We start from the raw sequence: 13347 nt of genomic DNA on the forward strand, positions 1-13347 counted from the left end.
GTATAAACTTATTCTGATATTCAGGAACAATTTAAATGTCTATCACTAAAGATCAAATCATTGAAGCAGTATCCGCTATGTCCGTAATGGACGTTGTTGAGCTGATCTCTGCAATGGAAGAAAAATTCGGTGTTTCCGCTGCTGCTGCTGTAGCTGTAGCTGCTGGCCCGGTTGAAGCTGCTGAAGAAAAAACTGAATTCGACGTAATTCTGAAAGGTATCGGCGCTAACAAAGTTGCCGTTATCAAAGCAGTACGTGGCGCAACTGGTCTGGGTCTGAAAGAAGCTAAAGACCTGGTAGAATCTGCTCCGGCCGCTCTGAAAGAAGGCGTGAGCAAAGATGACGCTGAAGCACTGAAAAAATCTCTGGAAGAAGCTGGCGCTGAAGTTGAAGTTAAATAAGCCAACCTTTCCGGTTGCAGCCTGAGAAATCAGGCTGATGGCTGGTGACTTTTTAGTCACCAGCCTTTTTGCGCTGTAAGGCGCCAGTAGAATTTCACACTGTTTGACTGCTGGTTGTCCTGACAATGCTTGTTTCTATAGACGACTTAATATACTGCGACAGGTTAGGGCTCCTGAGCTGTGTAAATCGCAATGAAATGGTTTAAGCGTGATAGAAACAGGTATTGCGGAAAGTGTTCCATTTTCCGGTCAACAAAATAGTGTTGCATAAAAAACTGCCTTATGTGGGCAGATGGGTCGACTTGTCAGCGAGCTGAGGAACCCTATGGTTTACTCCTATACCGAGAAAAAACGTATTCGTAAGGATTTTGGTAAACGTCCGCAGGTTCTGGACATACCTTATCTCCTTTCTATCCAGCTTGACTCGTTTCAGAAGTTCATCGAGCAAGATCCTGAAGGGCAGTATGGTCTGGAAGCAGCTTTCCGTTCCGTATTCCCGATTAAAAGCTACAGCGGTAACTCCGAGCTGCAGTACGTCAGCTACCGTCTGGGCGAACCGGTTTTTGACGTTAAAGAATGTCAGATCCGTGGCGTGACCTACTCGGCACCGCTGCGCGTCAAACTGCGTCTGGTGATCTACGAGCGCGAAGCGCCGGAAGGCACCGTTAAAGACATTAAAGAACAAGAAGTCTACATGGGCGAAATTCCGCTCATGACCGACAACGGTACCTTCGTTATTAACGGTACCGAGCGCGTTATCGTTTCTCAGCTGCACCGTAGCCCGGGCGTCTTCTTTGACAGTGACAAAGGTAAGACCCACTCTTCCGGTAAGGTCCTGTATAACGCACGTATCATTCCTTACCGCGGCTCCTGGCTGGACTTCGAGTTCGACCCGAAAGACAACCTGTTTGTCCGTATTGACCGTCGTCGTAAGCTGCCGGCTACCATCATCCTGCGCGCGCTGAATTACACCACTGAGCAGATCCTTGACCTGTTCTTCGAGAAAGTGGTTTTTGAAATTCGCGATAATAAGCTGCAGATGGAGCTGGTTCCGGAGCGTCTGCGCGGCGAAACCGCCTCCTTCGACATCGAAGCTAACGGTAAAGTGTACGTTGAGAAAGGGCGTCGCATCACCGCACGTCACATTCGCCAGCTGGAAAAAGACGATATCAAACATATCGAAGTTCCGGTTGAGTACATTGCGGGCAAGGTTGCCTCTAAAGACTATATCGACGAATCTACTGGCGAGCTGATCTGCCCGGCGAACATGGAGCTGAGCCTGGATCTGCTGGCCAAGCTGAGCCAGTCTGGCCATAAGCGTATCGAAACGCTGTTCACCAACGATCTGGATCACGGTCCGTACATGTCCGAGACTGTACGTGTCGACCCGACCAACGATCGTCTGAGCGCGCTGGTAGAAATCTACCGCATGATGCGTCCTGGTGAGCCGCCGACTCGCGAAGCGGCTGAAAGCCTGTTCGAGAACCTGTTCTTCTCTGAAGACCGCTACGATCTGTCCGCGGTAGGTCGTATGAAGTTCAACCGTTCTCTGCTGCGCGACGAAATCGAAGGTTCCGGTATCCTGAGCAAAGAAGACATCATCGAAGTGATGAAGAAGCTCATCGATATCCGTAACGGTAAAGGCGAAGTCGATGATATCGACCACCTCGGAAACCGTCGTATTCGTTCCGTGGGTGAAATGGCGGAAAACCAGTTCCGCGTTGGCCTGGTACGTGTAGAGCGTGCGGTGAAAGAGCGTCTGTCTCTGGGCGATCTGGATACCCTGATGCCTCAGGATATGATCAACGCCAAGCCGATTTCTGCGGCAGTGAAAGAGTTCTTTGGTTCCAGCCAGCTGTCTCAGTTTATGGACCAGAACAACCCGCTGTCTGAGATTACGCACAAACGCCGTATCTCCGCACTCGGCCCTGGCGGTCTGACCCGTGAACGCGCAGGCTTTGAAGTTCGAGACGTACACCCGACTCACTATGGTCGCGTATGTCCAATCGAAACCCCTGAAGGTCCGAACATCGGTCTGATCAACTCCCTGTCCGTGTACGCACAGACTAACGAATATGGCTTCCTTGAGACGCCGTATCGTAAAGTGACTGACGGTGTTGTAACCGACGAAATTCATTACCTGTCTGCTATCGAAGAAGGCAACTACGTTATCGCTCAGGCGAACTCCAACCTCGATGACGAAGGCCACTTTGTAGAAGATCTGGTTACCTGCCGTAGTAAAGGCGAATCCAGCTTGTTCAGCCGCGATCAGGTTGACTACATGGACGTTTCCACCCAGCAGGTGGTTTCTGTCGGTGCGTCCCTGATCCCGTTCCTGGAACACGATGACGCCAACCGTGCATTGATGGGTGCGAACATGCAACGTCAGGCCGTTCCAACTCTGCGCGCTGATAAGCCGCTGGTTGGTACCGGTATGGAACGTGCTGTTGCCGTTGACTCCGGTGTAACTGCGGTTGCTAAGCGTGGCGGTACCGTTCAGTACGTGGATGCATCCCGTATCGTTATCAAAGTTAACGAAGACGAGATGTACCCGGGCGAAGCAGGTATCGACATCTATAACCTGACCAAGTACACCCGTTCTAACCAGAACACCTGCATCAACCAGATGCCGTGCGTGTCTCTGGGTGAGCCAATTGAGCGCGGCGACGTGCTGGCTGACGGCCCGTCCACCGACCTCGGTGAGCTGGCACTCGGTCAGAACATGCGCGTAGCGTTCATGCCGTGGAACGGTTACAACTTCGAAGACTCCATCCTCGTTTCCGAGCGTGTTGTCCAGGAAGACCGTTTTACCACCATCCACATTCAGGAACTGGCGTGCGTGTCTCGTGACACCAAGCTGGGGCCGGAAGAGATCACTGCCGACATCCCGAACGTGGGTGAAGCTGCGCTCTCCAAACTGGATGAATCCGGTATCGTTTATATCGGCGCGGAAGTAACCGGCGGCGATATTCTGGTTGGTAAGGTGACGCCGAAGGGTGAAACCCAGCTGACGCCGGAAGAGAAACTGCTGCGTGCGATCTTCGGTGAGAAAGCGTCTGACGTTAAAGACTCTTCCCTGCGCGTGCCTAACGGTGTCTCCGGTACCATTATCGACGTTCAGGTCTTTACCCGTGACGGCGTAGAAAAAGACAAGCGTGCGCTGGAAATCGAAGAGATGCAGCTCAAACAGGCTAAAAAAGACCTGTCTGAAGAACTGCAGATCCTCGAAGCTGGCCTGTTTGGTCGTATCTACGCGGTGCTGGTTTCCGGCGGTATCGAAGCTGAGAAGCTCGACAAGCTGCCGCGCGATCGCTGGCTGGAACTGGGCCTGACCGACGAAGAGAAACAGAATCAGCTGGAACAGCTGGCTGAGCAGTACGACGAACTGAAACACGAGTTCGAGAAAAAACTCGAAGCGAAACGCCGCAAAATCACTCAGGGCGACGATCTGGCACCGGGCGTGCTGAAGATTGTTAAAGTGTATCTGGCCGTTAAACGTCAGATTCAGCCTGGTGACAAAATGGCAGGTCGTCACGGTAACAAGGGTGTTATCTCTAAGATCAACCCGATCGAAGATATGCCTTACGATGAAAACGGCACGCCGGTAGACATCGTACTGAACCCGCTGGGCGTACCGTCTCGTATGAACATCGGTCAGATCCTGGAAACTCACCTGGGTATGGCTGCGAAAGGCATTGGCGAGAAAATCAACGCCATGCTGAAACAGCAGCAGGAAGTCGCCAAACTGCGCGAGTTCATCCAGCGTGCCTACGATCTGGGTACCGACGTTCGTCAGAAGGTAGATCTGAATACCTTCACTGACGAAGAAGTTATGCGTCTCGCTGAAAACCTGAAAAAAGGTATGCCGATCGCAACGCCGGTCTTCGACGGTGCGAAAGAGTCTGAAATCAAGGAACTGTTACAGCTTGGTGGCCTGCCGACTTCCGGCCAGATCACCCTGTTCGACGGTCGTACCGGTGAGCAATTCGAGCGCCAGGTTACCGTTGGCTACATGTATATGCTGAAACTGAACCACCTGGTTGATGACAAAATGCATGCGCGTTCTACCGGTTCTTACAGCCTGGTTACTCAGCAGCCGCTGGGTGGTAAGGCGCAGTTCGGTGGTCAGCGCTTCGGGGAGATGGAAGTGTGGGCGCTGGAAGCATATGGCGCAGCATACACCCTGCAGGAAATGCTCACCGTTAAGTCTGATGACGTGAACGGCCGTACTAAGATGTATAAAAACATCGTAGACGGCAACCATCAGATGGAACCGGGCATGCCGGAATCCTTCAACGTTCTGTTGAAAGAGATTCGCTCGCTGGGCATCAACATCGAACTGGAAGACGAGTAACTCTCGCTCAAACAGGTCACTGGTGCCGGGGTAAGACCCGGCGCCAGATTGTGCTAACTCCGACGGGAGCAAATCCGTGAAAGACTTATTAAAGTTTCTGAAAGCGCAAACTAAAACCGAAGAGTTTGATGCGATCAAAATTGCTCTGGCATCGCCAGACATGATCCGTTCATGGTCTTTTGGTGAAGTTAAAAAGCCGGAAACCATTAACTACCGTACGTTCAAACCTGAACGTGACGGCCTTTTCTGTGCGCGTATTTTCGGGCCAGTAAAAGATTACGAGTGCCTGTGCGGTAAGTACAAGCGCCTGAAACACCGCGGTGTGATCTGTGAGAAGTGCGGCGTTGAAGTGACCCAGACTAAAGTGCGCCGTGAGCGTATGGGCCACATCGAGCTGGCGTCTCCGACCGCCCACATTTGGTTCCTGAAGTCTCTGCCGTCCCGTATCGGCCTGCTGCTCGATATGCCGCTGCGCGATATCGAACGCGTGCTGTACTTCGAATCCTATGTGGTTATCGAAGGCGGTATGACCAACCTGGAACGCCAGCAGATCCTGACTGAAGAGCAGTATCTGGATGCGCTGGAAGAGTTCGGTGACGAATTCGACGCGAAGATGGGTGCGGAAGCAATTCAGGCCCTGCTGAAGAGCATGGATCTGGAGCAAGAGTGTGAAACTCTGCGCGAAGAGCTGAACGAAACCAACTCCGAAACCAAGCGTAAGAAGCTGACCAAGCGTATCAAGCTGCTGGAAGCGTTCGTCCAGTCTGGCAACAAGCCGGAGTGGATGATCCTGACCGTTCTGCCGGTACTGCCGCCAGATCTGCGTCCGCTGGTTCCGCTGGATGGCGGTCGTTTTGCGACTTCTGACCTGAACGATCTGTATCGTCGCGTCATTAACCGTAACAACCGTCTGAAACGTCTGCTGGATCTGGCCGCGCCGGACATCATCGTACGCAACGAAAAACGTATGCTGCAGGAAGCGGTTGACGCCCTGCTGGATAATGGTCGTCGCGGTCGTGCGATCACCGGTTCTAACAAACGTCCTCTGAAATCTTTGGCCGATATGATCAAAGGTAAGCAGGGTCGTTTCCGTCAGAACCTGCTCGGTAAGCGCGTTGACTACTCCGGTCGTTCTGTAATCACCGTAGGTCCATACCTGCGTCTGCATCAGTGCGGTCTGCCGAAGAAAATGGCGCTGGAGCTGTTCAAACCGTTTATTTACGGCAAGCTGGAACTGCGTGGCCTCGCCACCACCATCAAAGCCGCTAAGAAAATGGTTGAGCGCGAAGAAGCTGTCGTTTGGGATATCCTGGACGAAGTCATCCGCGAACACCCGGTACTGCTGAACCGTGCACCAACCCTGCACCGTCTGGGTATCCAGGCATTTGAACCGGTGCTGATCGAAGGTAAAGCTATCCAGCTGCACCCGCTGGTTTGTGCGGCATACAACGCCGACTTCGATGGTGACCAGATGGCTGTTCACGTACCGCTGACGCTGGAAGCCCAGCTCGAAGCGCGTGCGCTGATGATGTCTACTAACAACATCCTGTCTCCGGCGAACGGCGAGCCTATCATCGTTCCGTCTCAGGACGTTGTTCTGGGTCTGTACTACATGACCCGTGACTGTGTTAACGCCAAAGGCGAAGGCATGGTGCTGACTGGCCCGAAAGAAGCTGAGCGTATTTACCGCGCTGGCCTGGCCTCTCTGCATGCGCGCGTTAAAGTGCGTATTACCGAATACGAAAAAGATGAAAACGGCGAATTCGTTGCGAAAACCAGCCTGAAAGATACGACCGTTGGTCGTGCCATTCTGTGGATGATCGTACCGAAAGGTCTGCCTTTCTCCATCGTCAACCAGGCGCTGGGTAAGAAAGCCATCTCCAAGATGCTGAACACCTGCTACCGTATTCTGGGCCTGAAACCGACCGTTATTTTTGCGGACCAGACGATGTACACCGGCTTTGCTTATGCAGCGCGCTCAGGTGCATCCGTTGGTATCGATGACATGGTCATCCCGGAGAAAAAATACGAGATCATCAGCGAAGCAGAAGCGGAAGTTGCTGAGATTCAGGAGCAGTTCCAGTCTGGTCTGGTGACCGCTGGCGAACGCTACAACAAAGTTATCGATATCTGGGCCGCGGCGAACGATCGTGTATCCAAAGCGATGATGGACAACCTGCAAACTGAAACCGTTATTAACCGTAACGGCGAAGAAGAGCAGCAGGTCTCCTTCAACAGCATTTACATGATGGCCGACTCCGGTGCGCGTGGTTCTGCTGCTCAGATTCGTCAGCTTGCCGGTATGCGTGGTCTGATGGCGAAGCCGGATGGCTCCATCATCGAAACGCCAATCACCGCGAACTTCCGTGAAGGTCTGAACGTACTCCAGTACTTCATCTCCACGCACGGTGCGCGTAAAGGTCTGGCGGATACCGCACTGAAAACGGCGAACTCCGGTTACCTGACTCGTCGTCTGGTTGACGTCGCGCAGGACCTGGTGGTGACTGAAGATGACTGCGGCACTCTGGAAGGCATCACCATGACCCCGGTTATCGAGGGTGGCGATGTTAAAGAGCCGCTGCGCGATCGCGTTCTGGGTCGTGTGACCGCTGAAGACGTTCTGAAGCCGGGTACGGCGGACATTCTGGTTCCACGCAATACGCTGCTGCACGAGCACTGGTGCGATCTGCTGGAAGAGAACTCCGTTGACTCCGTCAAGGTACGTTCCGTTGTATCCTGCGACACCGACTTTGGTGTATGTGCACACTGCTACGGTCGTGACCTGGCGCGTGGCCACATCATCAACAAAGGTGAGGCTATCGGCGTTATCGCGGCACAGTCCATCGGTGAGCCGGGTACACAGCTGACGATGCGTACGTTCCACATCGGTGGTGCGGCATCTCGTGCGGCTGCTGAATCCAGCATTCAGGTGAAAAACAAAGGTAGCATCCGTCTGAGCAATGCGAAGTCGGTTGTGAACTCCAGCGGCAAACTGGTTATTACTTCCCGTAATACCGAGCTGAAGCTGATCGACGAATTCGGTCGTACCAAAGAGAGCTATAAAGTGCCTTACGGCTCCGTTATGGCGAAAGGTGATGGCGAGCAGGTTGCCGGCGGTGAAACCGTAGCAAACTGGGATCCGCACACCATGCCGGTTATCACGGAAGTGAGTGGTTTCGTCCGCTTCACTGACATGATTGACGGCCAGACCATTACTCGTCAAACCGACGAGCTGACCGGTCTGTCTTCTCTGGTGGTTCTGGACTCTGCAGAGCGTACCACTGGCGGTAAAGACCTGCGTCCGGCGTTGAAAATCGTTGATGCTCAGGGCAATGACGTTCTGATCCCTGGCACCGATATGCCTGCGCAGTACTTCCTGCCGGGTAAAGCGATTGTTCAGCTGGAAGATGGCGTACAGATCAGCTCTGGTGACACCCTGGCGCGTGTACCGCAGGAATCCGGCGGTACCAAGGACATCACCGGTGGTCTGCCGCGCGTTGCCGACCTGTTCGAAGCACGTCGTCCGAAAGAGCCGGCAATCCTGGCTGAAATCAGCGGCATCATTTCCTTCGGTAAAGAAACCAAAGGGAAACGTCGTCTGGTTATCACCCCGGTAGACGGTAGCGATCCGTACGAAGAGATGATACCTAAGTGGCGTCAGCTCAACGTGTTCGAAGGTGAACGTGTAGAACGTGGTGACGTGGTTTCCGACGGTCCGGAAGCGCCGCACGACATTCTGCGTCTGCGTGGTGTGCATGCTGTGACGCGTTACATTGTTAACGAAGTCCAGGACGTATACCGTCTGCAGGGCGTTAAGATTAACGATAAGCACATCGAAGTTATCGTTCGTCAGATGCTGCGTAAAGCGACCATCGAAAGCGCCGGTAGCTCAGACTTCCTGGAAGGCGAACAGGTTGAATACTCTCGCGTTAAGATTGCAAACCGCGATCTGGAAGCGAACGGCAAAGTGGGGGCAACATTCGCCCGCGATCTGCTGGGTATCACCAAAGCGTCTCTGGCAACCGAATCGTTCATCTCTGCCGCATCGTTCCAGGAGACCACGCGTGTCCTGACCGAAGCAGCCGTTGCGGGTAAACGCGACGAACTGCGCGGCCTGAAAGAGAACGTTATCGTGGGTCGTCTGATCCCAGCCGGTACCGGTTATGCGTACCACCAGGATCGTATGCGCCGTCGCGCAGCGGGCGAGCTGCCTGCAGCGCCGCAGGTAAGCGTGGAAGAAGCGTCTGCCAACCTGGCAGAACTGCTGAACGCCGGTCTGGGCGGTTCTGACAACGATTAATCGTTGATTCGCTAAGCGCTCAAAAAGCCAGTCAGGTTACCTGACTGGCTTTTTTATTGCCTGTCAGTTTATTATCGTTATTTCTGTCATCTACTTTTTGATTACATTTTATTGATATATTTGCTGCAATTAATTAGCAAATGTAAGCATCTGCCGTAATTATTTATTTTCTTTTCTGATTTTCATCATTCATTAATGGGTGAAAATTCTACACGTATCAAAAAATAAGCGCCGCAAACGCTATATAGTCAAAAAACTAAAATAATCATGTGATTACTTTCCCTGTTCTTTTCGGTTTACCGCAGCCGAGGGGATTGTTACGCCCGTCAAAAAGGCGATGGAGGAGGTGAAAAAATAAAAAAGCGGAGAGTATTGTCGTTATTTAATGGATAGCTTCTGGGGGATGTATGGAATTTGCTATACAACTTATCATTATCTTAATTTGTCTGTTCTATGGCGCGAAAAAGGGCGGCATTGCGCTCGGCCTTTTAGGCGGAATTGGGTTAGTCATCCTGGTCTTTGTTTTTCACCTGAAGCCTGGAAAACCGCCCGTCGATGTCATGCTGGTGATTATCGCCGTCGTGGCCGCATCGGCGACGCTGCAGGCTTCCGGTGGGTTAGACGTGATGCTGCAGATTGCCGAGAAGCTCCTGCGGCGAAACCCGAAATATGTCTCGATCGTCGCGCCATTCGTCACCTGTACGCTGACGATTCTTTGCGGCACGGGGCACGTGGTATATACCATCCTGCCGATTATTTATGATGTCGCCATCAAAAATAACATCCGTCCGGAGCGACCTATGGCCGCCAGCTCGATCGGCGCGCAGATGGGGATTATCGCCAGCCCGGTTTCCGTGGCAGTCGTCTCGCTGGTGGCGATGCTTGGCAATTTTACCTTTAACGGTAAGCACCTTGAGTTTCTCGATCTGCTGGCAATAACCATTCCGTCTACGCTGCTGGGGATTTTGGCCATTGGTATCTTTAGTTGGTTTCGCGGCAAAGATCTCGATAAAGACCCGGAGTTCCAGGCCTTTATCGCGGTGCCGGAAAACCGCCACTACGTTTATGGCGACACGGCCACTTTGCTGGATAAGAAGCTTCCGACCAGTAACTGGATCGCGATGTGGATTTTTCTGGCCTCCATCGCGGTTGTCGCCCTGCTCGGCGCCTTCTCCGAACTGCGTCCGGCATTCGACGGTAAGCCGCTGTCGATGGTACTGGTAATCCAGATGTTTATGCTGCTCTCCGGGGCGCTCATCATCATTATTACGAAAACCAATCCGGCTTCGATCTCAAAAAATGAGGTGTTTCGTTCCGGGATGATCGCTATCGTTGCCGTATACGGCATCGCGTGGATGGCGGAAACGATGTTCGGCGCGCACATGACCGAGATTAAAGGCGTGCTCGGTGAGATGGTGAAGGAGTACCCGTGGGCCTACGCTATCGTTTTGCTGCTGGTATCGAAGTTTGTTAACTCCCAGGCGGCTGCGCTGGCGGCGATCGTCCCGGTGGCGTTGGCGATTGGCGTCGACCCGGCCTACATCGTCGCTTCCGCGCCCGCCTGCTACGGTTATTATATTCTGCCGACCTACCCAAGCGATTTGGCGGCGATTCAATTCGATCGCTCAGGTACCACGCATATCGGCCGCTTTGTGATTAACCATAGTTTTATTCTCCCCGGACTTATTGGCGTCAGCGTTTCTTGCGTCTTTGGCTGGGTGTTTGCGGCAATGTACGGATTTCTTTAAGAGGATTCAGGCGCCGATAGCGGCGCCTGATGACGTTATTGTGCGAGCGGAATTCGGCGATAGAGTTCAATCATGTCGGTTGCCAGATCCTGAATGACCATCGCGTTCATCAGGTGATCCTGGGAGTGCACGGTGATCAGGTTAACCGGAAGCTTACCGCTGCCTTCGTCCATGCCGATAAGCTGGGTCTGGATTTTATGCGCATGCTTGACGAATTCGTGGGATTCCGCCATCGCCTGTTCGGCGGCGGCAAAATCGCCTTTACGCGCCAGCTGCAGAGCGGTTAAAGCCGAGCTGCGCGCTGAACCGGCGTTAACCAGAAGCTCCATGATGATCGTTTCTAAATCTTCCATTTCTTACTCCATCAACTTCAGGGCTTTATCAAGCACGGCATCGCCTTTCATCATACCGTAATCCATCATATCGATAACGGCGACTTTTTTCCCAAAAGGGTCGGCCATAGCCTGTAGCTTGGCTTGCTCATATTTCACCTGAGGACCGAGCAGGATAATATCGGCAGCCGCAAGATTATCTTTAAATTCGGCAACCGGTACGGCTTTGATCGAGACTTCCACGCCTTTTTGTTGCGCAGCGGCCTGCATTCGTTGAACCAGCATGCTGGTGGACATACCTGCGGCACAGCATAAAACGATATTCTTCATAGTTGATGGCCCTTATGTTCCTTGATGTACCATCTTTATCGCGGGCTGGCGGGTGGGACAACCGCTTTACGGTGATTGTGTGTAAGTCATCACAAAATAATGAAACCGGTTTCGGATTTAGGGTTGAAAACGATAAAAGCCCGCTCCTCCGGGCCTATAGCAGCGTGCTCTCTTAGGTGCGGACGATACGATTCTTGCCCTGCTGCTTGGCTTTATAAAGCGCTTCATCAACGCGCACGACAAGCTGCTCCAGGGGCTCCATATTCCATTCGCCCAGGCCCGCGCTAAAGGTGACCGTCAATCCTTCTTCACGCCAGGAGCGCTGCGCGACGCTGGCTCGCCAGCTTTCCAGCAACATCAGAGCGTTATCGATATGTCCGCCGGAAAATATCACCGCAAACTCTTCGCCGCCGTAGCGGTAAAGTGAAATTTGCAGGGGCTGAAGGATTTGCAGTCCTTCCCGGGCGACGTTGCGCAGCACGATATCGCCGTTGAGGTGGCCCCAGGTGTCGTTTATCGTTTTGAAGTTATCAATATCAACCAGCGCAAGAGAGAAGGGATGATGATCGTTCATCAGCGCGGCGATATCGCTGTCGAAGGCGCGTCGGTTCTTGCAGCCGGTTAGCGCGTCGATGGTCGCCTGGCGAACGTAGGTTAACTCGCGCTGCTTATTGCTCTCGATGGCTTTGCTGAGCATCGCTTCCAACCGCGGGGCACGCTGAACATCCCCGGTTTTAATCGCATTGATGATGTTCATCAACACCGTACGTGAAGCATGGCGTAAATACAGGCCAAACAGCACAATGACGATCGCGGCCAGGGCAAAGCTCCAGGCGACGATATCGGTTTCATGGCGCGTTAAGTTGACCAGCGTCGCGTTATCGACCCGATAAATAACAAACCAGTCGGGGTTGGTAAAGGAGTAATAATAGTACCAGGTGTCCGTATCGGTATCGTAAAGCTGGCCTTCGCCGCTGGTCATTCTGTCCATCAAGGCTTCACTGACGTAAGGTTTAAACAAAGCGCCAGGATCGGGATGGAGAACGACTTTACCATCGCGTTGCACCACAAAAAACTCCCCCTGGACCGGAGCAACCATTTGTCGTAACGCATAGCCCATTGAAGTGAGATCGAGATGAAAAGCGAGGCTGCCCTTCAGTCGCCCTTCCGGGGAAATAATGGGTTTATAGAGGGTAATGGTCGGATGATGTGTGAAGTAGTCGTTGTACGGGCTGGTATACAGACTAAAGGTACTGGCTTCCGCTTGCTTAATAAACCACGGCCTTGTTTTGGCATCGAAGGACTGGCTGTCTTCGGTTTTCAGAACCTCGGGCGCGCGCAGATAGTGCCCATTGGTATCCGCCAGCGAGATGGACGAAACGGTCTGCATCATATTTTGCAACTGCATGAGCTGCATCAACCCTTTTTCAGGATTGACGTTAACCGCCTCATTCAGCGCATCATTGCGGGCAAAGAAAGTGGCGGCACGGGTGAGGATAAAGTCGTTGCCCTGCAGCAGCGTCTCCGTGTAGTTGGTCGCCATATTGTGGGTAAAATTGCGGTTAATATGATGATAATCTTCGAGAAAATCTTTCCTCTGCGTCATTGTGGCAAACACCGCGATGAGCAAGAAGCTGATTAAAATACCCGCAAACCCGATGACGATCGGCGTGGTGAAAGAGAGCTTTCTATTATGACGAGCCATGAGTCGTAAATCGTTCCAGAAGCGTTAAACCGTGGGTGAAGACGCAGGTTTAGCCAGCATGCCTGCTGAGCGAATCAGATAAAACACTGGTAATTATAACTCTGACGTTGTGATATGGACTGATTAATATTCGATATTAATGGAATTACCCTTGCGGCGCAGAGATGGAGCAGGGCG

General features: G+C 52.7%; 7 protein-coding genes. 4 read left to right on the plus strand and 3 right to left on the minus strand.

From position 1 onward, the window contains the following. Positions 1-35: 35 nt before the first annotated feature. The 4 genes from rplL (at position 36) to dcuB (ending at position 10803) form a co-directional block, all read left to right on the plus strand. Positions 36-401 carry a 50S ribosomal protein L7/L12 gene (rplL, locus tag KCG39_RS19875; protein WP_004097645.1) on the plus strand — a complete coding sequence of 122 codons (366 nt, stop codon included), beginning with the start codon at positions 36-38 and terminating at the stop codon, positions 399-401. Between the two features lie 325 nt (positions 402-726). Next, positions 727-4755: a DNA-directed RNA polymerase subunit beta gene (gene rpoB, locus KCG39_RS19880; protein WP_004127579.1), complete on the plus strand. Its 4029-nt coding sequence runs from the start codon at positions 727-729 to the stop codon at positions 4753-4755. A gap of 76 nt (positions 4756-4831) precedes the next feature. After that, complete coding sequence (rpoC, locus tag KCG39_RS19885) at positions 4832-9055, plus strand: DNA-directed RNA polymerase subunit beta' (protein ID WP_004127580.1); 4224 nt, start codon at positions 4832-4834, stop codon at positions 9053-9055. A gap of 407 nt (positions 9056-9462) precedes the next feature. Continuing rightward, positions 9463-10803: an anaerobic C4-dicarboxylate transporter DcuB gene (gene dcuB / locus KCG39_RS19890; RefSeq protein WP_004127583.1), complete on the plus strand. Its 1341-nt coding sequence runs from the start codon at positions 9463-9465 to the stop codon at positions 10801-10803. Between the two features lie 35 nt (positions 10804-10838). Here the strand turns inward: dcuB and KCG39_RS19895 are convergent, their stop codons facing one another. From KCG39_RS19895 to KCG39_RS19905, 3 genes are all read right to left on the minus strand, one after another. Then, on the minus strand, positions 10839-11156 hold the full coding sequence (locus KCG39_RS19895; RefSeq protein WP_004097651.1) for a PTS lactose/cellobiose transporter subunit IIA: 318 nt from the start codon (positions 11154-11156) through the stop codon (positions 10839-10841). Positions 11157-11159: 3 nt separating this feature from the next. Further along, a complete protein-coding gene (locus tag KCG39_RS19900) occupies positions 11160-11420 on the minus strand; it encodes a PTS sugar transporter subunit IIB (protein WP_009652762.1) in 261 nt (86 codons plus the stop codon). Between the two features lie 217 nt (positions 11421-11637). Further along, positions 11638-13170: a sensor domain-containing diguanylate cyclase gene (locus tag KCG39_RS19905; RefSeq protein ID WP_087828930.1), complete on the minus strand. Its 1533-nt coding sequence runs from the start codon at positions 13168-13170 to the stop codon at positions 11638-11640. Positions 13171-13347 lie beyond the last annotated feature (177 nt).

This window comes from Klebsiella pasteurii (genome assembly GCF_018139045.1).
Classification (GTDB): domain Bacteria; phylum Pseudomonadota; class Gammaproteobacteria; order Enterobacterales; family Enterobacteriaceae; genus Klebsiella; species Klebsiella grimontii.

Bases quoted from the DNA above. Each gene is read 5' to 3' on its own strand.
- dcuB (WP_004127583.1), top strand. From the start codon at position 9,463: ATGGAATTTGCTATACAACTTATCATTATCTTAATTTGTCTGTTCTAT.
- KCG39_RS19895 (WP_004097651.1), bottom strand. From the start codon at position 11,156: ATGGAAGATTTAGAAACGATCATCATGGAGCTTCTGGTTAACGCCGGT.
- KCG39_RS19900 (WP_009652762.1), bottom strand. From the start codon at position 11,420: ATGCTGGTTCAACGAATGCAGGCCGCTGCGCAACAAAAAGGCGTGGAA.
- KCG39_RS19905 (WP_087828930.1), bottom strand. From the start codon at position 13,170: ATGGCTCGTCATAATAGAAAGCTCTCTTTCACCACGCCGATCGTCATC.
- rpoB (WP_004127579.1), top strand. From the start codon at position 727: ATGGTTTACTCCTATACCGAGAAAAAACGTATTCGTAAGGATTTTGGT.
- rplL (WP_004097645.1), top strand. From the start codon at position 36: ATGTCTATCACTAAAGATCAAATCATTGAAGCAGTATCCGCTATGTCC.